Annotated in this window: 27 protein-coding genes and 1 tRNA gene; 14 read left to right on the top strand and 14 right to left on the bottom strand. The window is 60.6% G+C overall.

Features of this window, described 5'->3' with window-relative positions; genetic code table 11:
- From recQ to FJ320_07305, 3 genes are all read left to right on the top strand, one after another.
- Positions 1-2,164: DNA helicase RecQ (gene recQ / locus FJ320_07315; protein MBM3925785.1), on the top strand; the 2,164-nt coding region annotated here is incomplete at its 5' end.
- Positions 2,165-2,269: 105 nt separating this feature from the next.
- Complete coding sequence (locus FJ320_07310) at positions 2,270-2,500, top strand: type II toxin-antitoxin system Phd/YefM family antitoxin (protein MBM3925784.1); 231 nt, start codon at positions 2,270-2,272, stop codon at positions 2,498-2,500.
- Entirely contained in the window at positions 2,472-2,903 is a 432-nt protein-coding gene (locus tag FJ320_07305) for a type II toxin-antitoxin system VapC family toxin (protein ID MBM3925783.1), read from the top strand. The genes FJ320_07310 and FJ320_07305 overlap by 29 nt, the downstream gene beginning before the upstream one ends.
- 173 nt (positions 2,904-3,076) lie before the next feature.
- Here the strand turns inward: FJ320_07305 and FJ320_07300 are convergent, their stop codons facing one another.
- From FJ320_07300 to FJ320_07285, 4 genes are all read right to left on the bottom strand, one after another.
- On the bottom strand, positions 3,077-3,538 hold the full coding sequence (locus FJ320_07300) for a plasmid pRiA4b ORF-3 family protein (protein MBM3925782.1): 462 nt from the start codon (positions 3,536-3,538) through the stop codon (positions 3,077-3,079).
- Positions 3,538-3,611, bottom strand: a tRNA-Gln gene (locus FJ320_07295). Before FJ320_07295 ends, FJ320_07300 begins: the two co-directional genes overlap by 1 nt.
- Positions 3,612-3,698: 87 nt before the next feature.
- On the bottom strand, positions 3,699-4,535 hold the full coding sequence (pheA, locus tag FJ320_07290; protein ID MBM3925781.1) for a prephenate dehydratase: 837 nt from the start codon (positions 4,533-4,535) through the stop codon (positions 3,699-3,701).
- Positions 4,536-4,655: 120 nt separating this feature from the next.
- Complete coding sequence (locus FJ320_07285) at positions 4,656-5,303, bottom strand: ArsR family transcriptional regulator (GenBank protein MBM3925780.1); 648 nt, start codon at positions 5,301-5,303, stop codon at positions 4,656-4,658.
- A 147-nt stretch (positions 5,304-5,450) separates the two neighbouring features.
- Between FJ320_07285 and FJ320_07280 the strand changes: the two genes are divergently transcribed.
- Positions 5,451-5,705 carry a hypothetical protein gene (locus tag FJ320_07280; protein MBM3925779.1) on the top strand — a complete coding sequence of 85 codons (255 nt, stop codon included), beginning with the start codon at positions 5,451-5,453 and terminating at the stop codon, positions 5,703-5,705.
- A 12-nt stretch (positions 5,706-5,717) separates the two neighbouring features.
- Here FJ320_07280 and cofE read toward each other — a convergent pair whose 3' ends face one another.
- Positions 5,718-6,473, bottom strand: coding sequence for a coenzyme F420-0:L-glutamate ligase (gene cofE, locus FJ320_07275; GenBank protein MBM3925778.1), 756 nt, complete (start codon positions 6,471-6,473; stop codon positions 5,718-5,720).
- A gap of 54 nt (positions 6,474-6,527) precedes the next feature.
- Between cofE and FJ320_07270 the strand changes: the two genes are divergently transcribed.
- The 7 genes from FJ320_07270 (at position 6,528) to FJ320_07240 (ending at position 11,308) form a co-directional block, all read left to right on the top strand.
- Positions 6,528-7,094, top strand: coding sequence for a cob(I)yrinic acid a,c-diamide adenosyltransferase (locus FJ320_07270; GenBank protein MBM3925777.1), 567 nt, complete (start codon positions 6,528-6,530; stop codon positions 7,092-7,094).
- A gap of 22 nt (positions 7,095-7,116) precedes the next feature.
- Positions 7,117-7,740 (top strand): imidazole glycerol phosphate synthase subunit HisH, encoded by a 624-nt coding sequence (gene hisH / locus FJ320_07265; protein ID MBM3925776.1) that lies wholly within the window; start codon positions 7,117-7,119, stop codon positions 7,738-7,740.
- A gap of 3 nt (positions 7,741-7,743) precedes the next feature.
- The gene (hisA, locus tag FJ320_07260) at positions 7,744-8,466 is read left to right on the top strand and encodes a 1-(5-phosphoribosyl)-5-[(5-phosphoribosylamino)methylideneamino]imidazole-4-carboxamide isomerase (GenBank protein ID MBM3925775.1); all 723 of its coding nucleotides are present in this window, start codon (positions 7,744-7,746) and stop codon (positions 8,464-8,466) included.
- A gap of 86 nt (positions 8,467-8,552) precedes the next feature.
- On the top strand, positions 8,553-9,134 hold the full coding sequence (locus FJ320_07255; protein ID MBM3925774.1) for a class I SAM-dependent methyltransferase: 582 nt from the start codon (positions 8,553-8,555) through the stop codon (positions 9,132-9,134).
- 4 nt (positions 9,135-9,138) lie between these two features.
- Positions 9,139-9,966 carry an imidazole glycerol phosphate synthase subunit HisF gene (hisF, locus tag FJ320_07250; protein MBM3925773.1) on the top strand — a complete coding sequence of 276 codons (828 nt, stop codon included), beginning with the start codon at positions 9,139-9,141 and terminating at the stop codon, positions 9,964-9,966.
- A complete protein-coding gene (locus FJ320_07245) occupies positions 9,966-10,685 on the top strand; it encodes an HAD family hydrolase (GenBank protein MBM3925772.1) in 720 nt (239 codons plus the stop codon). The genes hisF and FJ320_07245 overlap by 1 nt, the downstream gene beginning before the upstream one ends.
- Entirely contained in the window at positions 10,682-11,308 is a 627-nt protein-coding gene (locus FJ320_07240) for a bifunctional phosphoribosyl-AMP cyclohydrolase/phosphoribosyl-ATP diphosphatase HisIE (protein ID MBM3925771.1), read from the top strand. Before FJ320_07245 ends, FJ320_07240 begins: the two co-directional genes overlap by 4 nt.
- A 3-nt stretch (positions 11,309-11,311) precedes the next feature.
- On the opposite strand, the gene FJ320_07235 is transcribed toward FJ320_07240, so the two are convergent.
- From FJ320_07235 to rsmG, 9 genes are all read right to left on the bottom strand, one after another.
- Complete coding sequence (locus tag FJ320_07235) at positions 11,312-12,301, bottom strand: DUF1385 domain-containing protein (protein MBM3925770.1); 990 nt, start codon at positions 12,299-12,301, stop codon at positions 11,312-11,314.
- A gap of 156 nt (positions 12,302-12,457) precedes the next feature.
- Positions 12,458-12,664, bottom strand: a complete 207-nt coding sequence (gene rpmE, locus FJ320_07230; GenBank protein ID MBM3925769.1) for a 50S ribosomal protein L31 — start codon at positions 12,662-12,664, stop codon at positions 12,458-12,460.
- Between the two features lie 21 nt (positions 12,665-12,685).
- On the bottom strand, positions 12,686-12,949 hold the full coding sequence (locus FJ320_07225) for a 50S ribosomal protein L27 (GenBank protein MBM3925768.1): 264 nt from the start codon (positions 12,947-12,949) through the stop codon (positions 12,686-12,688).
- On the bottom strand, positions 12,949-13,275 hold the full coding sequence (gene rplU, locus FJ320_07220; GenBank protein ID MBM3925767.1) for a 50S ribosomal protein L21: 327 nt from the start codon (positions 13,273-13,275) through the stop codon (positions 12,949-12,951). Before rplU ends, FJ320_07225 begins: the two co-directional genes overlap by 1 nt.
- Before the next feature lie 45 nt (positions 13,276-13,320).
- Positions 13,321-15,699, bottom strand: a complete 2,379-nt coding sequence (locus FJ320_07215; protein ID MBM3925766.1) for a bifunctional alpha,alpha-trehalose-phosphate synthase (UDP-forming)/trehalose-phosphatase — start codon at positions 15,697-15,699, stop codon at positions 13,321-13,323.
- An 86-nt stretch (positions 15,700-15,785) separates the two neighbouring features.
- Positions 15,786-17,300: an aldehyde dehydrogenase family protein gene (locus tag FJ320_07210; GenBank protein ID MBM3925765.1), complete on the bottom strand. Its 1,515-nt coding sequence runs from the start codon at positions 17,298-17,300 to the stop codon at positions 15,786-15,788.
- A gap of 78 nt (positions 17,301-17,378) precedes the next feature.
- Positions 17,379-17,750: a DUF488 domain-containing protein gene (locus FJ320_07205; protein ID MBM3925764.1), complete on the bottom strand. Its 372-nt coding sequence runs from the start codon at positions 17,748-17,750 to the stop codon at positions 17,379-17,381.
- A 5-nt stretch (positions 17,751-17,755) separates the two neighbouring features.
- Positions 17,756-18,769: a flippase-like domain-containing protein gene (locus FJ320_07200; protein ID MBM3925763.1), complete on the bottom strand. Its 1,014-nt coding sequence runs from the start codon at positions 18,767-18,769 to the stop codon at positions 17,756-17,758.
- A gap of 74 nt (positions 18,770-18,843) precedes the next feature.
- Positions 18,844-19,557: a 16S rRNA (guanine(527)-N(7))-methyltransferase RsmG gene (gene rsmG, locus FJ320_07195; protein MBM3925762.1), complete on the bottom strand. Its 714-nt coding sequence runs from the start codon at positions 19,555-19,557 to the stop codon at positions 18,844-18,846.
- A gap of 769 nt (positions 19,558-20,326) precedes the next feature.
- Here rsmG and FJ320_07190 point away from each other — a divergent pair.
- From FJ320_07190 to FJ320_07180, 3 genes are read left to right on the top strand one after another with little or no spacing between them, the layout of a single operon-like run.
- Positions 20,327-20,563 carry an Lrp/AsnC family transcriptional regulator gene (locus FJ320_07190; GenBank protein MBM3925761.1) on the top strand — a complete coding sequence of 79 codons (237 nt, stop codon included), beginning with the start codon at positions 20,327-20,329 and terminating at the stop codon, positions 20,561-20,563.
- Positions 20,564-20,587: 24 nt separating this feature from the next.
- Complete coding sequence (locus FJ320_07185; protein MBM3925760.1) at positions 20,588-21,772, top strand: acyl-CoA dehydrogenase; 1,185 nt, start codon at positions 20,588-20,590, stop codon at positions 21,770-21,772.
- Positions 21,773-21,775: 3 nt separating this feature from the next.
- On the top strand, positions 21,776-22,924 hold the full coding sequence (locus tag FJ320_07180) for an acyl-CoA dehydrogenase (GenBank protein ID MBM3925759.1): 1,149 nt from the start codon (positions 21,776-21,778) through the stop codon (positions 22,922-22,924).
- Positions 22,925-22,944: the final 20 nt, after the last annotated feature.

The raw sequence follows: 22,944 nt of genomic DNA, 5'->3' as shown, positions 1-22,944 counted from the left end.
ATCTCAGGTGTTATCTAAGCTTAAGGCGGTATTCGGGTACACAGAATTCCGGCCGCTGCAAGAGGACATCGTCAAAGCAATCCTGAATCGTAAGGACGTCTTTGTCCTCATGCCCACCGGCGGGGGAAAGTCGTTATGTTACCAGCTGCCTGCCCTGCTGATGGAGGGGATGACCGTTGTGGTGTCTCCGCTAATCGCTCTGATGAAAGACCAGGTGGACCGGCTGCGGATGATGGGCGTGCCCGCCACGTACATCAACAGCTCGCTGGAACCTGCCGAGGCAGGCCGACGCCGCGCCGCTGTCGCGAGGGGAGAGGTGAAGCTCCTATACGTGGCGCCAGAGCGGCTGATGATGCCGGCGATGCTGGACCTGCTGCTCAGGAGACCGCCCGCGGCCTTCGCCATCGACGAAGCCCACTGTATCTCCGAATGGGGCCACGACTTTCGACCCGAGTACCGCGAGCTGCGGCGGCTGCGGGAGCTGTTTGCATCGGCAGCCTTTGCCGCCTTCACAGCCACAGCCACGGCCAGGGTCCAGGCTGACATAGTCAGCCAGCTAGGACTGGACAAGGCCCTTAGCTTTCGTCGCAGCTTCAACCGACCGAACCTCTATTACGAGGTGCGGCCTAAACGAGACGCCTACGGACAGCTTCGCCGCTACCTGAGCGAGCACAAGCGCGAGTCTGGCATTATCTATTGCCACAGCCGCGCGGGGACTGAGCGTTTGGCCCAACGTCTGCGGGAGGACGGCTTTAGCGCGGACGCCTACCATGCCGGTCTTCCCAACGAGGCGCGAAGACACACCCAGGAGGCCTTCGCGAGGGACGACACGCATATAGTCGTCGCCACCATCGCCTTCGGCATGGGCATCGACAAGCCGGACGTGCGGTTTGTGGTCCACTATGACCTGCCCAAGAACCTGGAGGGCTATTATCAGGAGAGCGGACGGGCAGGTCGGGACGGGGAGCCTAGCGATTGCATCCTTTTCTACACCTATGGAGACGCTGCCAAGCACGAGTATTTCATCGATGAAAAGGAGTCGGCCGCGGAGCGTGCTGTCGCGGCCCAGCAGTTGCGGTCGATGGTCGAGTGGGCGGAGGGCCGGGGCTGCCGCCGTCGCGGGCTGCTGGCCTACTTCGACGAGGAGCTCAAATCTCAGGTTACTCCTTGCTGCGACATTTGCCGGAACCCGGCCCCGGAGGTGGACTGCACCATACCTGCCCAAATGCTGCTGTCGTGCGCAAAGCGTACCGGCGAATGGTTCGGCATGACGTATCTGATAAGGATGCTGGTGGGATCGCGAGACCAGCGCATCCTTCAGGCCGGCCACGATAAACTGTCTACTTACGGCATTGGACGCGACCGCTCGAAGGAGGAGTGGCGCGCGCTGGGCGATGAGTTGCTGCGCCATGGCTACGCCCGTCTGGACCCGGCCCGATACAACGCCGTCAGGGCCACCCCGTTAGGCGAAGAGGTCCTGTTCAAAGGCCGCCGGGCGCTCCTGCCGATAGTGGGGTGGGCCGCCGCGTCCGCGTCCCCCGCGCCCTCCCAGGGAGGGGATTCACGTCCCGACTTGTTTGAGCGGCTGCGCAGCCTTCGGAAACGGCTGGCCGACGAGCGTTCCGTGCCTCCGTACGTGGTCTTCCACGACACCGCCCTGCGCCAGATGGCAGCCCAGCTTCCGACATCGATAGAGTCCTTCGCCAGAATACAGGGCGTGGGAGAACGCAAGCTCCAGGACTACGGCGCGGCCTTCATAGCCGAGATTTCCGAGTATGCGAGGCAGGCGGGCGCGCAGGCGGCGGCGTTACCACCCCCGCCGTCGAAGCCACCCCGGCCAGCGCGCGTCAAAGGGGATTCGATTAGGCAGACCGTGGACAGCTTTAAGAAGGGAATGAGTCCATCGGAGATTGCGGAGGAGCGGGGGCTGGCGCTTTCGACGATACTTGGTCATCTAGCGCAAGCAGTCGAGAAGGGGGAAGCGCTGGATGTAGGGCGGCTGGTCACGGACGAACGGCGCAGAGCTATCGAGACGGCCCTGGAGGAGATGGGAACGCTTTCGCTGTCGGCCCTGCGGGAGTGCCTGGGGGAAGATTATGGCTACCATGAGATTCGAATAGTCGCAGCGGCATGGCGGGTGAGGCAGCGGAGATTACTAACGTAAGTAGGCTTGCTTATATGCCTGGGCTCCCCTTTGGAGAGTTTGAAGCCCAGGCTGATATATGTTACCATGGTCATGACCATAGTCAGATTTGGCAATGGATATCAAATGAAAACAATAAAGGCGTCCGAATTCAAGGCGAAATGCCTCAAGATAATGGACGAGGTAGCGGCGACGGGTGAGCCTGTGCTGATCACTAAGAACGGCGTGCCGGTTACGGAGCTGCGGCCAGCCATAAAGAAGCCAAAGACCCTTTTTGGGGCCATGAAGGGGTCCGTTCTCTACATGGGCGATATCATTTCACCTATTGATGAAGAATGGGAAGCCGAGCGTGAGTAATCCTATCCTTCTCGATACGAATGCGTTCATTTGGGCGGTTGAAGGAGATAAAAGACTGGGTGTGAATAGCCGCAACCTAGTGGACGTGGCCCTTAGAGAGGAGAACGTCTCAGTGTCAGCGATAAGTTTCTGGGAAATCGCTTTACTTATCAGCAGAAGTCGCTTGGGCCTAGCTTATCCGAGTAACCAGTGGCGCCAAAATGCGCTGCGACTTGGCATAGTTGAAGCACCAGTTACAGGAGATATTGCTATTCAGTCAGTGGAGCTGACCGGATTTCATAGAGACCCTACTGATCGCATCATTGCTGCCACAGCTATAATCCGGGGCGCGACGCTGATGACAGCAGACGAACGGATTCTGTCATGGAACGGAAACTTGCGCTGTCAGGATGCGCGGCGGTAAGGGCCTAGCTACCCAGATTCTGAGTATTTATGGCCCTGCGTCGATCTCCAAGGCGATTCAGATATAGCCTTTAGACCTGCCCCTGCTCTGATGGCTTATTCCTCCAAGTCCTCTTCCTCAGGATATACATACTGCGGGGGCGAAGCACCGTGCCTTTCTATTATGCGCGGGTATCACCCCGGTCCAGGCTTGCCATCTGTCTCCTCTACAACCAGGATATGCCACCATTCATCTCCAAAGTCGAAGAGGTAGCGCAGTTTGGCGCGTCGTGTTAAGCCTAAAGAGCCGATAGTTGTCTTGCCAGCATTTCTAACCGGCTCTCTTTTGAAAGAAATGGCACCTTTAATTTCAATAGGGCTTGTATATTCCACACCGTTACGGGGGTTCGCCCACCTCTTTTCGCCTGGAAATAGAGTGTAGAACGAGTACAGGTGCTCGTCATCACGGTCAAAAGCCCTGTATATGACGGCATGGAGGTGGTCAAGGGTCTGGTCTGAACGGATAGCGATGCGCCGCCATATATCCTTATTGCCCATTAATGAGACCTTAAAAACAAAAACCGTAGCATTAGGGTCTCGCCTAGGTTTTCGTCCGGTGTAGTGACGAGGCATTTTATAAGCCTCCCGGGAAAACATGGCTGCCCCGCCAGGATTCGAACCTGGGCTAAAGGATCCAAAGTCCTCTGTGCTACCGCTACACAACGGGGCAAGGCCATAACGCGGCAACATTTATTATGCCACAGCTTTTCGGGGCTCACATGCGCCTGAGAGTCAGGAACAGGGCGCGGCTAGGTTTCTACTTGCCCTGTTCCCATCTAGGGTAGGAGCCGAAGATTTTCAGCATAGAAGCGTGCCGACCCAGGGCGTCGAGGGCTGGCTTCACGGCGGCGTCCTGGCGGTGGCCGTGAATGTCGATGAGAAAAATGTACTCGCCCAACGACTGCTTGGTGGGCCGCGACTCCACTTTCGCCAGGTTGATGCCGCGCTGGGCGAATTCACCGAGGACGGTGTGCAGCAGGCCGGGCTTGTCGTCGGAAAAAGAGAAGCATAGAGAGGTCTTGTCCCGGCCGGTGGGCGCGTGGTCCGAGTCCGCCAGCACGGCGAACCGGGTGCGGTTGCTGTTGTTGTCCTGGATGCCGCGCGCCAGCACCTCCACGCCATAGAGGGCGGCGGAGCGGAAGGGCGCGATGGCGGCGGCGGGGACCTTGCTGGCCTTCACATCGCCCACGCCGGCGGCGGTGCTAAGGGAAGCCACAAGCTGGGCCTTGGGGAAGCACCGCTCCAGGAACTCGCGGCACTGGGCCAGGGCCTGGGGGTGGGAGTAGACCACCTGAATGTCAGAAGCTACGACGCCGGCCTTGACCAGCAGGCAGTGCTCGATGGGCAGCACTAGCTCGCGGCGGATGGAGAGCTTGGGCTGGCGGATGAGGATGTCCAGGGTGTCGTTGACGGAGCCTTCCAGGCTGTTTTCGATGGGCACCACGCCCTCGTCCGCGATGCCTGAGGCCACGGCCAGGGCCACGCCCGAGATGCTGGGGAGGGGCTGGAACTGAGCGCCTGGGTCGTGCTGTCGCGCCGCCTCCTCGGTGAAGGTGCCGGCGGGGCCAAAATAGGCTATTCGCTTTGCTACCATGGGGACTCCTCGGGAGACGTTGGATCCTTTTGCCGCGATTCAGCGTCTCATTGGCGTAGGGCTGTTGTAACAGCCGACGTGGGTATAGTCAAGCCGGGCCGATTAAAAATCGAATAGGGACTACTTACCCAGGGAGGCTATGTAGCAGCAGCTCTTGTGGCCGATTCGAATACACTGCTCTTTCTCGACAGGCGCCTTGAGCAGATTGGATATGAGACTTTCGTCGAAGAAGCAGACCGACTCCTGGGACTGGGCCACGGAGCGGTAGGGGCAATTGTGAAGTAGGATGCGGACGCCGCCGTTCAGCCGCTCCACGTCCGGCGAGAAGTCTCCCTTGGCGAGGATGTCTAGAAGCGCCGCGAGGCGCGGCTCCAGGTCCTGCTCCTGGTAGGGCTGGGTAATCTTTTCGGCCAGGCGGGAGAAGACCAGGGAGGCCAGGGCCCTGCCGTCTCGGCCCATGGTGTCCTCGGGAGTTAGCTTGCTCATCTCCAGCAGCACGTCCGAAAGGAGGTCTTGGTAGTGCTTAGGTAGTACCTCCTGACCGTCCTCTGTGAGAGTGTAAGCGTATTCGGGACGGCCTAAACTTTTACGAACCTGGTGGTATTCCACCAACCGGTCCCGCAGGAGGACGTCCAAGTGACGGCGGACGGTGGCGGAAGCCAGGGCCAGATCTTCGGCGAGCTGTCCCACGGAGGCCTCGCCCTTTTCCTGGAGGAGGTTAAGGATCTGAAGTCTGGTGCCGGTGGTAGGAGCTGCCGTGGGCTTCATAACTTCTTAATGTTGAAAGGATATAAAACCCCTTATAACGTGTCAAACTGAGGGGCGGACTAAAAATACTTTTTCGCAAATATATTTACAAAAGACGAATTTCGTGATAATTTATACGCCCGCAGAGGGTAGGTGGAGGAGGAAAACGTGGCCGCTAAGCATCAAAACAATCCAATAACTGAGAGTCCCGCAGAGAAAAAGGAAGAGACCTGCCGGCACTACTGGGTTATTGCCGCGCCGGACGGGCCCGTAAGCAAAGGCAAGTGCAAGACCTGTGGCGAAGTGAAGGAGTTCCGAAACTACCTGGAGACCTCCCCCTGGGGCGTCGATTCCCGTTCCTCCGACGCCAAGGAGAACCTGCGAGTCTCCGTCCCCGCCGACGCGGACGAGCCGGAGGAGTAGCCCCGCCGCCTTCTAGCGGAACAGGTCTCGCTCCGGCGGTCGAATTAGAACGCCGATACCCGTATCCCCCCTGGGATACGGGTATCCTTTTATAAGGGCCACAGGCACCCGGTCCAGTTTGCCCATGACCAGCTCCGCCGCCGACGCCAACTCGTCGGCAATGGCAATGGTGGTAGTGCGCAATTCGTAGCCGTTGGGGTCCTCCTGGCCTCGATAGTCTAGCAGTGGGTTTATGCCCGCCGCGCCGATGGCCGCGTTGGCGGCACCCTCCCGCCAGGGCCGGCCGAAGGTGTCTGAAATGATCACGGCCAGGTCTATGCTCAACGATTTGAGGATGTGGGCACGAATTCGCCGCGCCGAGGCGTCCGAGTCCTCGGGCAGCAGGGCCACGCATTCCTTCCCCCCCACGTTGGAAGCATCGACGCCGGCGTTGGCGCATCGAAAGCCGTGGCGCGTCTCGGCGATGATCACGCCCCGGTCCATGCGCACAATTCGTTTGGACTCGCGCAGGACAACCTCGGTATGGCGAGGGTCGCGCTGGTGCTCCGATGCTATCTGTATCGCCAGGGGCGAAGGCGTCACCGACGCCAGGTCCACCAGACGTCCTTCGGCCTTGGAGACCGCCTTCTGAGTCACCACCAGCACGTCGCCATCCTCCAGGGCCTCGCCCTGACGGTGGACGGCGTCGATGATGAGAGCGCCCAGGTTGTCGTCCTGCCGAATCTCAGGCAGGCCGGCGATAGGTATTATCTGCACGGGGGAGGGCATGAGGCATCACCCAATCTAAAGCTGTGGTGAGTAGTATAATGCCTCTATTGTCCTATGAGCACTTCCAGCAAGAAAATCTATACCAAGTACGGCGACGAGGGGCAGACCAGCCTCCTCTACGGCGGCCGCGTGTCCAAGTCCGACCAGCACTGCGAGGCCTACGGCGCGACGGACGAAGGCTCGTCCGCCCTGGGGCTGGCCCGCGCTCTGTCCAGCGACGCCAGGGTAAAGGCTATCCTGAAAGACGCCGAGCGGGAACTGGTCACTATCAGCGCTGAGCTGGCTACGGAGCCATCCAAGTACGACCTTTTCAAGCAACACTTCAAGCCGGTGACGCCCGAGATGACATCCAGGCTGGAGGGCATTATCGACGCGCTGACCCAGGAGGCGCCGCTGCCTCGTTCTTTTATCCTGCCTGGCGGGTCGCCGGGGTCCGCGGCCATCGACCTGGCGCGGACGGTAGTGCGCCGCGCCGAGCGGGAGGTAGTGCGGCTGAAGGAGGCGGGCAGCCTGACAAACCTGGAAGTGCTGCGATACCTCAACCGCCTGGGCGACTTGCTGTTTGTCCTGGCGCGTTATGAGGACCGCCATCTGCCGCTGGAAAAGGCATCCGATGGCTGACGCACAGCGAGCCGTCGCCGACCTGAAGCTGGTAGTGGTGGACTACGAGTCCGGCAACTTGCGGAGCGTCGCCAAGGCGCTAGAGCAGACCGGGGCACGGCCTGTCATATCGCAAGACCCCGGGGAGCTGCTGTCGGCAGACGCGGCCATCCTGCCCGGCGTAGGCGCCGGCGATGCCGCCATGAAGGCGCTGCGAAAGCGCGGCCTGGTGGATCCCCTTCGCGAATTCGCGGCGTCGGGCCGGCCGTTCATGGGGGTATGCCTGGGCCTGCAACTCCTCATGGACAGCACCGACGAGGGCAACGCCGAGTGTCTGGGCATTGTGCCGGGGCGAGTGCGTCTGCTGCCGCTGGGACAAAAGGTGCCGCACATGGGCTGGAACTCGGTGGAATTATCGACCGCGCACCCAGTTCTTAAAGACGTCCCATCGAAGTCCTACTTCTATTTCGTCCACAGCTATTATGTTCAGCCCGCCGACAACAGCGTGACCATAGGCTCCACCGATTACGGTGTGGGGTTTTGCAGTCTGTTGGCTCGCGACAACCTCATCGCCACCCAGTTCCATCCTGAGAAAAGCGGGCCGTTGGGGTTGAAGCTCTATCGAAATTTTGTGGAGCACGCCGCCCTGGTGTCGTCGCGGCGGTAGGCCATGGAAGTCATCCCGGCCATCGACCTCAAGGACGGCGCCTGCGTCCGGCTCTACCAGGGCGATTTCCAGCGACAGACGGTGTTCTCACGCGAGCCCTCGGAGATGGCAAAGCGATGGGAGTCGGAGGGCGCTAAGCGCCTACATGTCGTGGACCTGAATGGCTCCCGGGACGGTTACATGGTCAACCTGGAAGCCGTGAAAGCGATTGTCGCCAGCGTAAATATCCCTGTGCAGGTGGGCGGCGGCATTCGCAGCCTGGAGTCCGCCCAAAGCCTTGTGGCATCGGGCGTTAACAGGGTGGTGGTAGGCACGGCGGCTGTGGAGAACCCGGGACTGGTGGAGATATTATGCAAGAGTCTGGGCAGCGGCAGAGTGGTGGTGGCGGTGGATGCCAAGGGCGGCAAGGTGGCGATCAAGGGATGGCAAGAGCGCACGGACGTGAACACCGTGGACTTGGCGATGGAGATGATAAAGCGGGGGGCGGAGCGGTTCCTATACACGGACATCGCGCGGGACGGCACTCTCATGTCACCTAACTTTGAGGGTGTATCAGACCTGGTGAGGCGCACCGGCAAGGCCGTGCTAGCGTCAGGAGGCGTAAGCACTGTCGAGGACATTCGCCTGCTGGGGCCGACAGGGGCCGAAGGGGTGGTGGTGGGCAGCGCTCTGTACCGGGGAATGATGGAGCTAGGAGAGGCGATAAAGGCGGCGGGAGAATCGTAGCAGGGATGTCGAGGCGCTATGCTAGTGCCTAGTTATCACGGCTGGTAATATAGAACTACACGTCCCGATAAATCTCTTCTCAGGCCATGGACATGACATCTAAACCCGCGCACAACAAGGAACATATTGAAGCCATGCTTTCGCCCGAGCGGAGGCGGGAGTTAGACCCCTACGAGCTGCTATTGCAGCTGCCCCTGGACCCCTACCATCGAATCGCCGACATTGGCTGCGGGCCGGGGCATCTTGCCATACCTATGGCCAAGCTGGTGCCCCACGGCAAAATTTACGCCCTGGACATTGAGGATGAGATGCTGGAGGCCATGAAAGCGCGGGTGGCCGAGGCCAAGCTGTCCAACATTGAGGTCCAAAAGTGCGGCGAGTCGGATTTCCCGATAGAGGACGGGGCCATGGACGGAATAATGCTGGCCTATGTGGCCCATCACAATTCCGACAAACAGGCCTTCATGTCGGCGGCCACCAGGCTGTTAAAGAACGGGGGCTGGTGCGCAGTGCTGGAATGGCACAAGAAGGATAGCGACGACGGCCCTCCCACGGAGATGCGGGTCTCGCCTGAGGACATGATAGACCTTGCTACCCAGGCGGGCGTTAAGCTCCACCGCCGCCGGGAGCTGAATCCCAACCAGTATTTCCTGCTGTTCACCAAGTAGTCTTGTGCTGACCAAGCGCATCATCCCCTGCCTGGACGTGGACGCGGGCCGAGTAGTCAAAGGCGTCAGCTTTCTGCAGCTTCGCGACGCCGGGGACCCCGCAGAGATGGCCGCCCTCTACGACCGCGAAGGCGCCGACGAACTTGTCTTCCTCGACATTACAGCCAGCGCCCACGCCCGCGACACCATGGTGGAGGTGGTTAAGAGAGTCTCTGAGCAGGTCTTCATCCCGCTGACGGTGGGCGGGGGCATTCGCACCGTGGACGACGTGCGGCGAATGCTCAGGGCCGGGGCCGACAAGGTCTCCATCAACACGTCGGCGGTGTTGGACCCGGAACTGGTCAAACAAGGCGCGTATCATTTTGGCAACCAGTGCATCGTCGTCGCCATCGACGCCAAGGTGGTGGACGGCGCGCTACACCCAGCGGCCCCCGAGGACATCGCCCTAGACGCAGCGTCGCGATGGCAGGTGTACACTCACGGCGGCCGCAAGCCCACGGGCATCGACGCGGTGAAGTGGGCGCGTCGGGTGGTGGAGCTTGGCGCCGGCGAGATTTTGCTGACCAGCATGGATACAGACGGCCACCAGACGGGCTACGACCTGCCGCTGACGCGGGCGGTATCCGAGGCAGTCCCTGTGCCGGTCATCGCTAGCGGCGGCGCGGGCGGCCTGGAGCACTTGTACGACGCCCTGGACAAAGGCAAGGCCGACGCGGTGCTGGCCGCCAGCATCTTTCATTATGGTAAATTTACTATCGGCCAGGCCAAAGACTACCTCCAAAAGAGAGGCGTACCCATGCGGCCTACCAAAAGCAAGAAGGAGCCAAAGTAGTGGCCCAGATCAAGGCTGTAATATTCGACATGTACGACACCCTGGCGCCCAACCCGGAGTCGAGGTGGCACCAGCTATTCGCCGACATTTGCCGCGACCAGGTCCTAAAGGTCGATTCGATGACGCTCTACAAAGAGTGGAAGGGCCGCGAGATGGGGTTCAGGAAATGGCGCCTAAACCTGGAGGAGCCTGAGAAAAGCCCCCCTTTCAAGAGCTACGAGGAGGCATGGCGGGACTGCTTCGTAGATACGTTCAAAGAATTGAAGCTCAAGGGAGACGCCGCTGCCGCCGCCAAAGCCGCCGTCGGCATTATGGGGGAGCAGAACGCCTTCCCCGAGACCCACCAGGCTATGGGCCAGATCCAGCGCCGGTGGAGGACGGGGGTCTTCTCCAACGCCGACGACGACTACCTGCTGCCGCAGATAAAAAAGCTGGGCCTGAAGTTCCACGCCGTCCTGTCGTCGGAGATGGTGAAGGCATACAAACCCCACCCCAGGACCTTCCAGGAGGCGCTGAAGAAGATGGAGGTGAAACCCCAGGAGTCGGCGTACGTGGGCGACAACCCCTTCGACGACGTGCTGGGGGCCAAGCGGGCGGGCATGGGCGCGGTATGGATAAATCGAAACGGCCGCGCGCGGGACGCCAAGTACCCGACGCCGGACTATGAGATAAAGAGCCTGCTGGAATTGCCGCAGGTCATCGAGAGGTGGAAGCAATGAAGCTGAAGATGGACAAGCAGGGCCTGGTTCCCGCCGTGGCCCAGGACATCAACACGGGCCAGGTGCTGATGGTGGGTTACATGAATCCAGGCTCGCTGAAGCGCACCATGGAAGGCGGCCAGGTCTGGTTTTACAGCCGCAGCCGCGAGGACCTGTGGCACAAGGGCGAAGTATCCGGCCACTATCTGAACGTTAAGGAGGTCTGGGCTGACTGCGACGGCGACACCCTGCTTCTAAAAGTCATCCCTGACGGCCCGGCCTGCCACACCGGCCAGGTCTCATGTTTCTTTAATCATGTCGAATCGACACCGGCCAACGAGGACTACGTCCACTCAGACCCCGGGTCGGGGATACTGGACGAGCTATATGCCACCATCCAGGACCGGAAACAGAAGATGCCGGAGGGCAGCTACACCACCGAACTGTTGAAGGGCGGTGTAGGGCGTGTAGCCCAAAAGGTGACGGAGGAGGCGGGCGAGACAGCTATATCAGCCGCTATGGGCGATACCAAGAACCTGCCGCAAGAAGTAGCGGACCTGTTGTACCACACCCTGGTGCTGATGGCCGCCAGCGACGTGAAACCCCAGCAGGTGTGGGAGGTGCTGAAGGGGCGGAGGAGGTAGGCTTTAGGTCGTCGGAGCGGCGCCAGGCTCTTTCGATTCAGCGTTTGGAGGCCCCTGCGTAACAGTAGGGGTCTCACCATTTGCGACAGGGTCTGAAGCGGGACTGTCGGCCTTTGCCCCCTCCGGCGCCCATTCCTCCCCCTTATCCGCCGCCAGGGCCGACTTCATAGCGTAAATAGCGACTTCGATTTGCTGGTCGTCGGGACGGCGGGTGGTGAGTCGCTGCAGCAGCAGGCCAGGGGTAGCCATGACCTGGCCGAGTTTGGACCCGCTATGCGCGCCGGTGAACCGAAGGAACTCGTAGCTGATGGCAGCGATGACCGGCACCAGAAGGATTCGAGAGAGTATGGCCCAGTGGAGGTCGGGGCGGCCCAGGAGGGCGAAGACCAGAATGGCGACCACCGCCACCGTCAGCAGGAAGGCGGTGCCGCATCGGGGGTGGGCCGTGGGGAAGGGACGAATGTGCTCCACGTCCAGCGGCAGCTTGTGCTCGTGCGCGTGGATGGTCATATGCTCAGCGCCGTGATAGGCAAAGACGCGCTTGATGTCCTTCATCAGGCCAATGACTGCGATATAGCCTACTAGAAGCCCCAGCCGTATGACGCCTTCGATAAGGTTGCTCAGGAAGTCGGCGCGGCTGCCGGCGCCCAGCCAGTCGTCCAGGACGCCGTCCAGGGAGCGAGCAGCGAAGAGGGGCAGAAGGAAGAAGAGGCCGATGGCAAAGGCTAGGGCGACGAGCATGGTCATGGTCATGACCGCGGTGGACATCTCCTTGGCCTCGCCGTTGCTCTGGTCCTCCAGGGCGATGTTGGCGGAGCGGGTCAGGGCCTTGTAGCCCAGCCCCAGGGTCTCAACGAGGATCAGGATGCCTCGTAGGAAGGGCAGGCGGCGGAGGGCGCCGGTGTAGATGGTGCTGAGGGGCTCGGCGGAGTGGTAAATAGAGCCGTTGGAGCGCCGCACCGCCAGGCTAAAGAACTTCTGGCCGCGGATCATCACTCCCTCAATGACCGCCTGGCCGCCGTAAAAAAAGGGTGGTCTAGACAAATCTACCTCATAGTTATGAAAAGGCTACCAACAAATTTAGGGCCGTAAGGACCAAAAGAAAAGGGGTGAGTAAAACTCACCCCTTTGATGTCGTCGATTAAAACGCTAGGTCTTGAGGCCGTAGCGGCGGCGCAGGCGCTCCACGCGGCCTTCAGTGTCCACAATGCGCTGCTCGCCGGTGTAGAAGGGATGGCACTTGCTGCACAGCTCGACACGAAGGGTGGCTTTGGTGGCGCCCGTGGTGATGACGTTGCCGCAAGAACAGGTGACCACGGCGTTGTAATGGTACTGAGGATGGATATCTTTCTTCATGGTTCCTACTTTGGAAAAAGGTTACTTGGATTCGATGGGCTGGACGCTGGCGCGGCGCTTGCCGCCCCTAGCCCAGCCGTACTCTACGCGGCCGGGGGCCAGGGCAAAAAGGGTGAAGTCCTTGCCCATGCCCACGTTGTTGCCGGGGGCTATGCGCTCGCCTTGCTGTCGGACTAGGATATGGCCGGCAAGGACAATCTCGCCGCCGTACTTTTTAATGCCGCGGCGCTGCCCCTGGCTGTCTCGACCGTTGCGGCTGCTGCCGCCAGCTTTCTTTTGGGCCATTAGGCTGTGCCTCCGTTCTGGATCTCCACGACCTGAAGGCGCGTATGCGACTGCCTGTGGCCGGTGGTCTTGCGATAGCGGGTCTTGCGCTTGTACTTGAAGACCCGAATCTTCTTGTCCTTATTATGCTCGTGGACTTGGGCAATGACCTTGGCGCCTTCCACCACGGGCTGGCCCAGGCTCACCTTGCCATCCTTGGATACGGCCACCACGTCGCTCAGCTCAATTTCCGAGCCAGGCTCCACGGCCAGCTTCTCCACGTCCACCATGTCTCCCACGGAGACTCGGTACTGCTTTCCGCCAGTCTTGATTATTGCGTATTCCATAACCCATATATATTACGTTCGGCAGGCGTGGAGTGTCAATACGCTTCAGCCCGCAGGCGCGGGGTGTTTCTCCTCCTCCGACTCCTTCAACTCCTGCCTGCGCTTAGAAGGCCTACTGTCCAGGACCTGCCGCGCGGTCTTATCGGCCTCAAAGCCATCTGTCAGCTTCTTCAGCACCACTGTGACTTCCGCCGGCGACTGGAGGTTGTAGACGGCCGTGGAGGCGGCGAAGCCGACACTGACAGTGGCGGCCCCCTGGGGGAGGACGCGGAAGAGGGCCTCATCGGTCACATCATCCCCGGCGGCCAGGATAAAGTCCCAGGGCTTCTTAGACAGGTAGCGTAAGAAGAACTCCGCCTTGCTGGCGCCCGTAGACTTGACCTCCACAACCTTATGTCCGTGTAGAACCTGAATCTCCAGGTTGGCCGTCAGATTGGTCAGCATGTCTGTAAGCTCGCGGGCGGCGTCCATCCCCATCTGCACATCGGCCTTACGATAGTGCCACGCCAGCGAGAAGACCTTTTCCTCAATCCAGCTGCCAGGCACGCGCTCGGTAAACAAGACCAGCATAGGACGGACGGAGTCCTTCCACTTGTTGTCCGACGAGAGGGCCAGGTGCCATTTATTGTTCGTCTTGTTGCGCACCCAGGCGCCATGCTCGGCAACGATGGTGACGGGCAGGGATTTGAACCATCTCTGCAGGCCGTTCTTTATCTGACCGCTGGTGATCACCACTTCATTCCCCTGGTCCTCCGAAAGGGTATCAAGCAGCGATAAAAGGTCTTTAGATGGCGCGGCTTTTTGCGGCTCGTCAGCGAAGGGCACCAGAGTGCCGTCGTAGTCCAGCAAGATAAGCCTCTTGCTGGAGGTCTGGTAAGCGTTCTTGAGCTTGTCCACGTCCTTGGAATCCATGAACTTGACGGCAAGCTCCTCCGACAGGCTCACGGCCTGGTCCAGGCTGTCCAGGAAGCGGCTGGCCCAGCGCTGCACGTCGCTCTCCTTCAAGCGCCGCCGCATGGCGGCCATACGCTCGCTCTGCTCCTGGGCCGGCATGGTGAGGGCCTGCTGGAGCGCGTCGGCAATCTCCTGGCTGCCGTTTGGGTTAACAACAATGGCTTCCAGCATCTCCTTGGCGGCGCCCGCGGTCTCGCTCAGGATGAGGACGCCCCGCTCCGAGTTCTTGGCCGCCACAAACTCCTTGGCAATCAGATTCAGGCCGTCCCTAAGGGGCGTGATAAGGGCCACGGAGGCGCAGTCGTAGAGAGCCAGAAGCTCGGGGAAGCTGAGGGAACGGTACACATATCGAATCGGCATCCAGTCCAGGTCGCCGTAGATGCTGTTGATATGGCTGACCAGCTCGTTGATTTCGCGGCGCAGATGGGCGTAACGCTCCACACGCTCCCGCGACGGCACCACCACCAGAACGAACATGACTTTCTTGTGCTGCTCAGGATAGCGCTGTAAAAACTCTCGTATGGCCTCCAACTGCTCGGGAATGCCCTTGGTGTAATCCAGCCGCGAGATAGAAATAACCACCTTCCGATGCAGGAAGGTGTCCTTAATCTTTTCGACCTCCCGCCGCGCCTCCTCCTTCTTCACACCCTCCGAGAACCGGTCGAATTCGATGCCCATAGGGAAGGCGTCCACCTGAATAACCCTGTCGCCGGCGATGATCTGGCCGATGTTGCTTTCGTAACCGAAGAGGCGGCGCACAGTGGCGAGGAAGGGCTGGGTGTAGTCGTAGGTGTGAAAGCCTACAAGGTCGGCGGCCAGAAGACTTTCTATGATCTCCTTGTGCCACGGGAGCATCCTGAGGATGTCGTACTGGGGAAAGGGGATATGTAGGAAGAAACCTATGCGGGTCTTGGGCAGGCGCTGTCTGAGGAGCTTGGGCAGCAGCATTAACTGGTAGTCGTGGACCCATATGACATCGTCAGGCTTAGCCATTTGAGCGACGACGCTGCTGAAGACCTCGTTGGCCTCCTGGTAGGCGTCCCACTCGGCGGCGGAGAACCGGGCGTGGGAGGGCATGGAGTGGAACAGAGGCCAGAGGCTTCGGTTGGAAAAGCCGTCGTAGTATTCATGCACAAGGCGCTCTGAAAGGAACACGGGATAGCAGTTATGACACCCGGAGAGGGCGTTGGCTACCTCCAAGCGGCTGGCCCTGGAGACAGACCCCGGCCAGCCTGCCCAGATAGCTTTCCGCTCTTTGTAGAAGGCCCCCAGGCCCGTGGCCAGGCCTCCCGCGGAGGCCTTGTAGGTGATTTCCGGGCCATCTTCCTCCACCGTTACCGGCAGACGGTTGGCGACAATGATCAAACGGTCCTCCTTCCGAGGATTCTTGCCGGCGCCGTCAACGTTCAGCCGGGACTTAAGAAAGTACGCGGTCGAAGCCTCTAATCCGGCCTTGCTCCACCCGCTCATACCTCACCTCCCCAGTCGCGAGACTCCTACACGCCCCGACAACTCCTCAAACCTCGATTGATTTTTTCAATGCCAAAGTCAAAGGCCTACCCGGGTTTCAACTCGTCAAAATTATTCCTCATGCCTTGGGCCATAGTAATCTTTCGGTCGTGGTTGACGGTGACGGTTACACGATGGCTCACGGCGTCCAGCAGACCCGCCGCCGAAGGTATTCCCGTCCCGCTACGCTTTACACCGCCGAAGGGGAGATGCACCTCCGCCCCAATAGTCGGAAGGTTGACATACCCCACGCCAAAGTCGCACAACTCCCGCATGGCCCGCACCTTTCGATAGTCGTTGGTGCAAAGGGCCATAGAGAAGCCGTATTCGGTGTCGTTGTAAATCTCCGCCGCCTCCTCTAGGGTCTTGAAGGGGATAATGGCTAAATGCGGCCCAAAGACCTCTTCCCGCAACACCCTAGACGTGGCGTTATGCTTCATAGTGTACAGAAAAGGACGAATGAAATAGCCGTGGTCGTACTTGTCACCGGAGAGCCGCCCGCCGTTGAGCAAGACATTGGCGCCTTCCTGGACGGCCAGCTTGTTGTAGCCTTCCACCTTCTTGAGGGCCGCCTGGCTGACCAGCGGCCCCATGAACACGTCTTCCTGCAGGGGGTTGCCAATGCGTATGAGCTGCGTCTTTTTCTTCAGCGCGTCGGCGAACCGATCGACGATGCTTTCATGGACAATAGCGCGGCCGGCGGAGACGCATCGCTGGCCCGTAGTGCGGTAGGCGGAAATCATGGCGGCGTCGACGGCCAGGTCAAAGTCAGCGTCGTCAAAAACAACGATGGCGTTCTTGCCGCCCATTTCGGCCACGCAGAACTTCCTGTAGTCCTTGGCGCAGGCCTCCTTAATCATCGACCCCACCTGCGCGGAGCCGGTGAAGAGGACTACATCCACCTCCGGGTGGTTCACCAGGGGCCAGCCCGCCTCCTCACCCATGCCCTGCACCAGATTGAAGACGCCGCGAGGAGCGCCGGCCTTCTCCATGCACTCCACCAGCCGCTGGGCCACCAGGGGGGTCTCCTCGGCGGGTTTCAGCACCACCGTGTTGCCCTCCACCAGCGACGGGCAGGTGAGCCACAATGGGATGGCGAAAGGGAAGTTCCAGGGGCTGATGCAGGCGACGACGCCCTTGGGCTTGCGATAGACGTAGCTGTCTTTATCCGGTATCTCGGAGGCGATTACATCGCCGGAGGGATTACGGGCCACGCCGAACCAGTACTGGGCGGTGTGTATGCCCTCGACGACGTCGGCGCGGGACTCGGTAATCGACTTGCCGCACTCGCGGGACATAATGCGGGCTATGTCCTCCTGCTCCGCCTTGACGATCTGGACAAACCTGTCCAGGACCTCGCCGCGGCGGATGCGGGACTCGCGCCGCCATACGGGGAAGGCCTCGCGGGCGGCTTTCACGGCGGCGTCGACATCAGCGGAGTTGGAGCGCGGGAAGTGGCCCAGCACATCGCGGGTGTCCGCCGGGCTGGCGCTGGGGAAGGTCTCTTCGCTAGAGGCGGGAGTCCACTGGCCGTTGATGTAGTTCTTGCCTGCGATAGCCATGCCGCACCTCAGCTTTGGGCTATGAGTCCATTGTAGCACCGGAGAGGCCTCAAAAGGGCTATTTTGGGACGACCCTTCCTAATTCAGAGGGCCGATTAGCAAGTCCGGCTGCTGGTCTTTGAGCCACCGCGCCAGGATTAAGCGATGGCAGGGCTCACCGACGCGCTCGAAGCATAGAAGCGTGAAGTCGCCCAGGCCCGGCGACGCCCGCACCCCCGACCGCATGTCGCTATCCGAATCCCATCTTTCCTCAAGCTGGCCCAGGTAGTCGCGCGTATAACGCTCGAAATCGATTTCGCCCTTCCGGTAGGCCTTGATGATGTCGTAGGTGGGATAGAAGAAGGGCAGGCTCTCCCACTGGACACGGCGTCCTCGAGGGTGCTGGCGGGAGACGCGGAACAGCCGGCCATGCCAGTCCTGGGGCTGATAGAAGCTGGCGGTGTGAAGCACGGCGGCTACCCTGGCGGCGAGACCGTAGCCCGTTTCCTGAACACCGCGTTGTGTACCAGGAACAGCAGCCCGCCGAAGATGATGACGCTGAGATAGCTGATGACGCGGTCCAGCACCACCACCGCACCCGCCTCGCTGCGAGTGAGGGTATCCGAGAGCAGGCTCGCAAGGCTGACCTCAGTGATGCCCAGGCCGCCCACGGGCAGCAGGGTCAGCAGGGCGTTGGCCAGGGCGGCGAATAGCACCCAGGCGAAGCTCAGGTCCACGCCTAGGGCCTGGGCCACGAAGAAGACCCGCCCCACCTCCGCCAGCCACCCCAGCACAGCCAGGCCGACGAGCAGGGGAAGGTTGGCGTAGGACCCTAGGGCGCCGTGGTGGAAGAGGTCGTAGGCGGCTTTTAGCGGGCCGGGGACAAATCGCTGAATGCGTCCCCGAAAGAGACGCATCGCCAGCAGCCCTACAATCAGCACCCCGGGCAGAATGGACGCCAGCGCCACGTATATCCAGGAGGTCTCGTCGCCGTGGGTGGCCAGCAGGACGGCGGCCAGCATAAGCAGCGAGAACATAATCACCACCTCTACGGCCCGCTCCGCCACCAGGGTGCCCACAGCCCGCGAGAAGCTGGTCTTGGACTCGCTGCTGTAGAGGTAGGCGCGATACGCGTCGCCCAGACGAAAGGCGGTGACCAGATTTACGAAGCCGCTGATGAGCATAAGGCTGGTGGTGTGAGGTACGCTGGGTGATGGCTCGCCATGCTGTCGGGCGTTGCCCAGCAAGATGCGCCACTTGATGCCTCGAAAGACAAAGTTGGTGTAATAGAGAAAAAAGGCTAGAAGGAAGAACCAGGGGTTGCTATCCCGCAGGCTGTCCCATATCTGCCTGGGGCTGATGTCGAAGCGGACCACCAGGAAGAAGAGAAAAGCGCCGCCGATGGCGAGGAAGAAAAGTGTGGACAGGGACGCGAACTTGCCCCTGAAAAAGGGTCTGGAGGGGGAACCCTGGCCGGGCGGAGAGGTCATGAACCGTCCACGATTGGTCTTGCGGAAAACTGTGGCATTATATCAGAGGATTGCTCACGCTTGGCCCGCGCGTGCTACAAGGGCGATTTCTGGGGCGTGCCCGGCCGCCGCGGGTATTCGGATGGCGTGGGCCTGGCCTTCCGCAGCACCACCAGGCAGCGTCCGTCCCGCAGCCCCTCCACATCGACCTCGTGTCGACGCAGCATCTCCCCACCCACGGTGGCGATGGCGCGGCGTGCGGCAGCCAGCTCTGCGTCTATATCCCCCTTCTTGTACGCGACAACGATGCCGCCGGTCTTGCAGAAGGGCAGCGCCATCTCGGCTAAGGGGGCCATGGGGGCCAGGGCGCGGGCCAGAGCGACGTCGAACTGCTGGCGGAATCTAGGGTCTTGCGCTAGTACCTCGGACCGCTCCGCCTCCACCTCTACACTATCCAACCCCAGGGCCTGGACAACATGCCGCAGGAAGTTGGCCTTTTTGCCCGTGGCCTCGATGAGGGTGAGGCGAATGGCGGGGAAGGCGATTTTCAGCGCGAGGCCTGGCAGTCCTGCGCCCGCGCCTATGTCCACAAACCGCCCGCCATCCTTCGCGACCTGTGGAATGACAGAGGCCGCGGTCAGGGAGTCCAGGAAGTGCTTTATCTGCACGTCATCATAGCCCGTGATGCGGGTGAGGTTAAATCGCTGGTTCCAGTTGGTCAGCTCCTGGTAGAAGCGCTGGAACTGGTCTAGCTGGGCGTCGTTGAGGGTAATGCCAAGGGCGGTGGCGTGCCGGCGGAGGAGGTCCATGGGGATATGATAGTGGAAAAATCGTCAGGCGTAGTGAAAGTTTGTTACTCAGGCATAACATTCGTGCCCAGGCCACCATGTCCAAACCACTGGAAGGCAAAAGAGAGGATGCGCTGTAATTGCTATTCCAGTCCCAAAGCTTGTGCAGACCCAAGCAGCTTCCGACTAGCCCGGCCTAAGGGCTCATAGAGGTCTGTCGGACTCGCCATCCCGCATGCGCCGGAGTTCCTCGTGAACCTTCGCCAACTCCTCAGGACTAATCGGCGACTCCTCCGGTTCAGAATGGCCGTTGGTACGCTGCCGTGATGATGTATGATCACCACCCCGAAGTCTGTGGGACCGTTGCCCCAACCAAGTCAATGCCATGCCCAGAAATAACAGCAGCGGCCACAACACACGGAAAAGCGTGAAGACCCCTGCAGCCCCATGAGTACCTGCAGCCCCACCAACCACAGCTAGATTCATCTGGACCCCCTCGCCGATGCGGACGGCTGAATCAAATCCGGTCAATTAACATACGAATCAATTATAGGCATTGCTGCACCCAATGGAAAGGGTGGGCGTTGTTCTGCGTTGTTCTTTAGAGGTGTTGCAGTCTACTATCTAGGCTTGGACTTGTGGAGCTGCCGGTCAAACGCCCTTAAGGCACCGAACCTGAAAGCTGCCAAAATTGACACCCCCAACCCTCAACCCTAGAATTGGGTTACCATCAGGGCTCTTATTCCAACCACACATTGTTGGAACACCTATGCCCACAGGGAGGCGCGCCATGGCTACCAAGGCCTATATCCTCATCGAAACAGCGGTAGGGAAGACCCGGGAAGTCGCACAGCAGCTACGCAAGGTCCCGGGTATGAAGTCCGTGGACGTGGTCACGGGCCCCTACGACGTCATCGCCCTCATCGAAGCCAAGGACATTGCCTCCATCGGTGAGATGGTGACCGAGCATGTACACTTCGGCGGGGTGAACCGCACCGTCACCTGCATATCCGTCAGCGGCGCCTAGTCCAGGCGTCCTGAACGGCGTCTCATGGACTTCCGCTTTTCGCCCGCGGAAGAGGCCTTTCGTGAGGAGCTTTTGGAGTTCCTGGCGCGGGAGCTTCCTCCTGACCTGCGAGGCGTAGGCCGCGCCACCGAATCGGGGGACTGGGAGCTGACGCTTTCGATGCGCCGCAAGCTGGCCCAGCGCGGCTGGCTGACCATGCACTGGCCCAAAGAGTACGGCGGCATGGGCGCATCCCCCATGCTGAGCCTTATTCTCAACGAAGAGATGTCCTACCATCGCGCCCCTGGCCGCGACGTGTTCGGCGCGCGCATGTTGGGGCCGACGCTCATGATCTACGGCACCAGGGAGCAGAAGGAGCGTTTCCTGCCGCCGGTGGCGCGGGGCGAGGTGCAGTGGTGCCAGGGCTACAGCGAGCCTGAGGCCGGCTCCGACCTGGCCTCGCTTAGAACGCGGGCGGAAGACAAGGGCGACTACTTCTTGGTCAACGGCAGCAAGATCTGGACATCCCTGGCCCATCGTGCCGACTGGATGATGCTCATGGCCCGCACCGACCCTGACGCGCCCAAGCATCGCGGCATCAGCTTCCTGCTGCTGGACATGAAGTCCAGGGGTGTAGAGGTGCGGCCTATCATCAGCATGGCCGGCGAGCACGAATTCAACCAGGTCTTCTTCGATAACGTGGAGGTGCCCAAGGAGAACCTGGTGGGCGAGAAGGGCCGGGGCTGGTACGTGGCGGTGACGCTGCTGGACTTCGAGCGTTCCGGCATTGACTACGCCGCCTCCGCTAAACGGATTCTGGATGACATCAATCAGTACATGGACGACGTCCATGGCGACCACGGCACGGATATCCCCCGCGCCGATGAGGGCTGGGCTAGAGACCTCATGGTCGAACGGTATGTTGAAACAGAAGTGGCGCGGCTTATGGCCTACAAGGTGACGTGGCTTCAGAGCCAGGGCCAGGTGCCGACCAAAGAGGCGTCCATGAGCAAGGTCTTCGGCAGTGAAAACCTGCAAAAGTGCGCCGCCGCGGGGCTGAAAATCCTGGGCCATTACGGCGTGCTGACCGACGAGGACAAGTGGGTACCCCTGAGGGGCATCATTGAAAAGGCGTGGCGGTACAGCATATCGGGCACCATTGCGGCGGGGACATCGGAAATACAGCGCAACATCATCGCCAGCCGAGGGCTGGGGATGCCTCGAGGGTAAGGCGTGGACCTGGCGTGGAACGAGACCCAGCAGATGCTGAAGAGCAGCGCGCGGTCGCTCCTGGCTAAGGAGTGCCCGCTGTCGATGGTGCTGGCAATGGAAAAGGACGAGAAGGGGTACAGTCCTCAAGTGTGGCGTCGCATGGCCGAGGCGGGATGGCTGGGGCTAGCCTTTCCGGAGAAGTACGGCGGCGCTGGGGGCAACTTCCTGGACCTGGCGGCGCTGCTGGAGGAGATGGGCCGGATGCTGACACCCAGCCCCTTCTTCTCGACGGTGGTAGTGGGCGGACTGGCGGTGCTGGCGTCGGGGAGCGAGGCGCAAAAGGCGGAACTGCTGCCCAAAATTGCTCAGGGGCAGCTTTTCATGACGCTGGCGACGCTAGAGTCGACCGATGATTACTGGTACACCTACCTGAACTCAAGAGCCAACCGCGATGGTAACGGCTTTGTTCTCAACGGCGCCAAGTATTTTGTGCCTGACGCCTACGTCACTGACTACTTCCTGGTCTCTGCGCTGACCTCGGATACTGGGCCTGACCCATGGGAAAAGAATCGTGGCATAAGCGTCTTTCTTGTTCCGAGGAGCGCGCCAGGGGTGAAGGTGACGCCTCACCACACCTTCTCGGGTGATAGGCTGGGCCGGGTCGAGTTTGACGGCGTGAAGGCTTCCAGAGACTGGATACTCGGCGAGGTAGATCGGGGTTGGAAAATTGTTATGGAGACTCTGGACAGAGGTGCAGCGGGGAAGTCGGTAGAGATGGCGGGCGGGGCCCAGGCGGTGCTGGAGATGACGCTGGACTACCTCAAGCGTCGTGTACAGTTCGGCAGACCAGTGGCTACCTTCCAGGCCCTGCAGCACCACCTGGCCAATATGGCTATGGACGTGGAAGGCTGCCAGTCCATGGCTTACCAGGCGGCGTGGCGCGTGGCGCAGGGCGAACTGTGGTCGTCGGACATATCGATGGCGAAGATGTGGTGTAACGAGGCATACAATCGTATATGCGCCCTGGCGCACCAATGCCATGGCGGCATGGGCTTCACCTGGGAGTACGACTTGCAGCTTTACACCCGCCGCGCCAAGGTGCAGGAGCAGGCTTTCGGCGACGCGGCATACCATCGTACAATGCTGTCCCAAGCCCTAAGCGGCTTGTGAAATGAAAGAGGAGACCAATC

Source organism: SAR202 cluster bacterium (genome assembly GCA_016872285.1).
Lineage (GTDB): Bacteria > Chloroflexota > Dehalococcoidia > Lucifugimonadales.
This window is presented reverse-complemented; position numbering and strand designations above follow the sequence as displayed.

Bases quoted from the DNA above. Each gene is read 5' to 3' on its own strand.
- FJ320_07310 (MBM3925784.1), top strand. From the start codon at position 2,270: ATGAAAACAATAAAGGCGTCCGAATTCAAGGCGAAATGCCTCAAGATA.
- FJ320_07305 (MBM3925783.1), top strand. From the start codon at position 2,472: ATGAAGAATGGGAAGCCGAGCGTGAGTAATCCTATCCTTCTCGATACG.
- FJ320_07300 (MBM3925782.1), bottom strand. From the start codon at position 3,538: ATGTTTTCCCGGGAGGCTTATAAAATGCCTCGTCACTACACCGGACGA.
- pheA (MBM3925781.1), bottom strand. From the start codon at position 4,535: ATGGTAGCAAAGCGAATAGCCTATTTTGGCCCCGCCGGCACCTTCACC.
- FJ320_07285 (MBM3925780.1), bottom strand. From the start codon at position 5,303: ATGAAGCCCACGGCAGCTCCTACCACCGGCACCAGACTTCAGATCCTT.
- cofE (MBM3925778.1), bottom strand. From the start codon at position 6,473: ATGCCCTCCCCCGTGCAGATAATACCTATCGCCGGCCTGCCTGAGATT.
- FJ320_07270 (MBM3925777.1), top strand. From the start codon at position 6,528: ATGAGCACTTCCAGCAAGAAAATCTATACCAAGTACGGCGACGAGGGG.
- hisA (MBM3925775.1), top strand. From the start codon at position 7,744: ATGGAAGTCATCCCGGCCATCGACCTCAAGGACGGCGCCTGCGTCCGG.
- FJ320_07255 (MBM3925774.1), top strand. From the start codon at position 8,553: ATGGACATGACATCTAAACCCGCGCACAACAAGGAACATATTGAAGCC.
- FJ320_07240 (MBM3925771.1), top strand. From the start codon at position 10,682: ATGAAGCTGAAGATGGACAAGCAGGGCCTGGTTCCCGCCGTGGCCCAG.
- FJ320_07235 (MBM3925770.1), bottom strand. From the start codon at position 12,301: ATGATCCGCGGCCAGAAGTTCTTTAGCCTGGCGGTGCGGCGCTCCAAC.
- rpmE (MBM3925769.1), bottom strand. From the start codon at position 12,664: ATGAAGAAAGATATCCATCCTCAGTACCATTACAACGCCGTGGTCACC.
- FJ320_07225 (MBM3925768.1), bottom strand. From the start codon at position 12,949: ATGGCCCAAAAGAAAGCTGGCGGCAGCAGCCGCAACGGTCGAGACAGC.
- rplU (MBM3925767.1), bottom strand. From the start codon at position 13,275: ATGGAATACGCAATAATCAAGACTGGCGGAAAGCAGTACCGAGTCTCC.
- FJ320_07215 (MBM3925766.1), bottom strand. From the start codon at position 15,699: ATGAGCGGGTGGAGCAAGGCCGGATTAGAGGCTTCGACCGCGTACTTT.
- FJ320_07210 (MBM3925765.1), bottom strand. From the start codon at position 17,300: ATGGCTATCGCAGGCAAGAACTACATCAACGGCCAGTGGACTCCCGCC.
- FJ320_07200 (MBM3925763.1), bottom strand. From the start codon at position 18,769: ATGACCTCTCCGCCCGGCCAGGGTTCCCCCTCCAGACCCTTTTTCAGG.
- rsmG (MBM3925762.1), bottom strand. From the start codon at position 19,557: ATGGACCTCCTCCGCCGGCACGCCACCGCCCTTGGCATTACCCTCAAC.
- FJ320_07190 (MBM3925761.1), top strand. From the start codon at position 20,327: ATGGCTACCAAGGCCTATATCCTCATCGAAACAGCGGTAGGGAAGACC.
- FJ320_07185 (MBM3925760.1), top strand. From the start codon at position 20,588: ATGGACTTCCGCTTTTCGCCCGCGGAAGAGGCCTTTCGTGAGGAGCTT.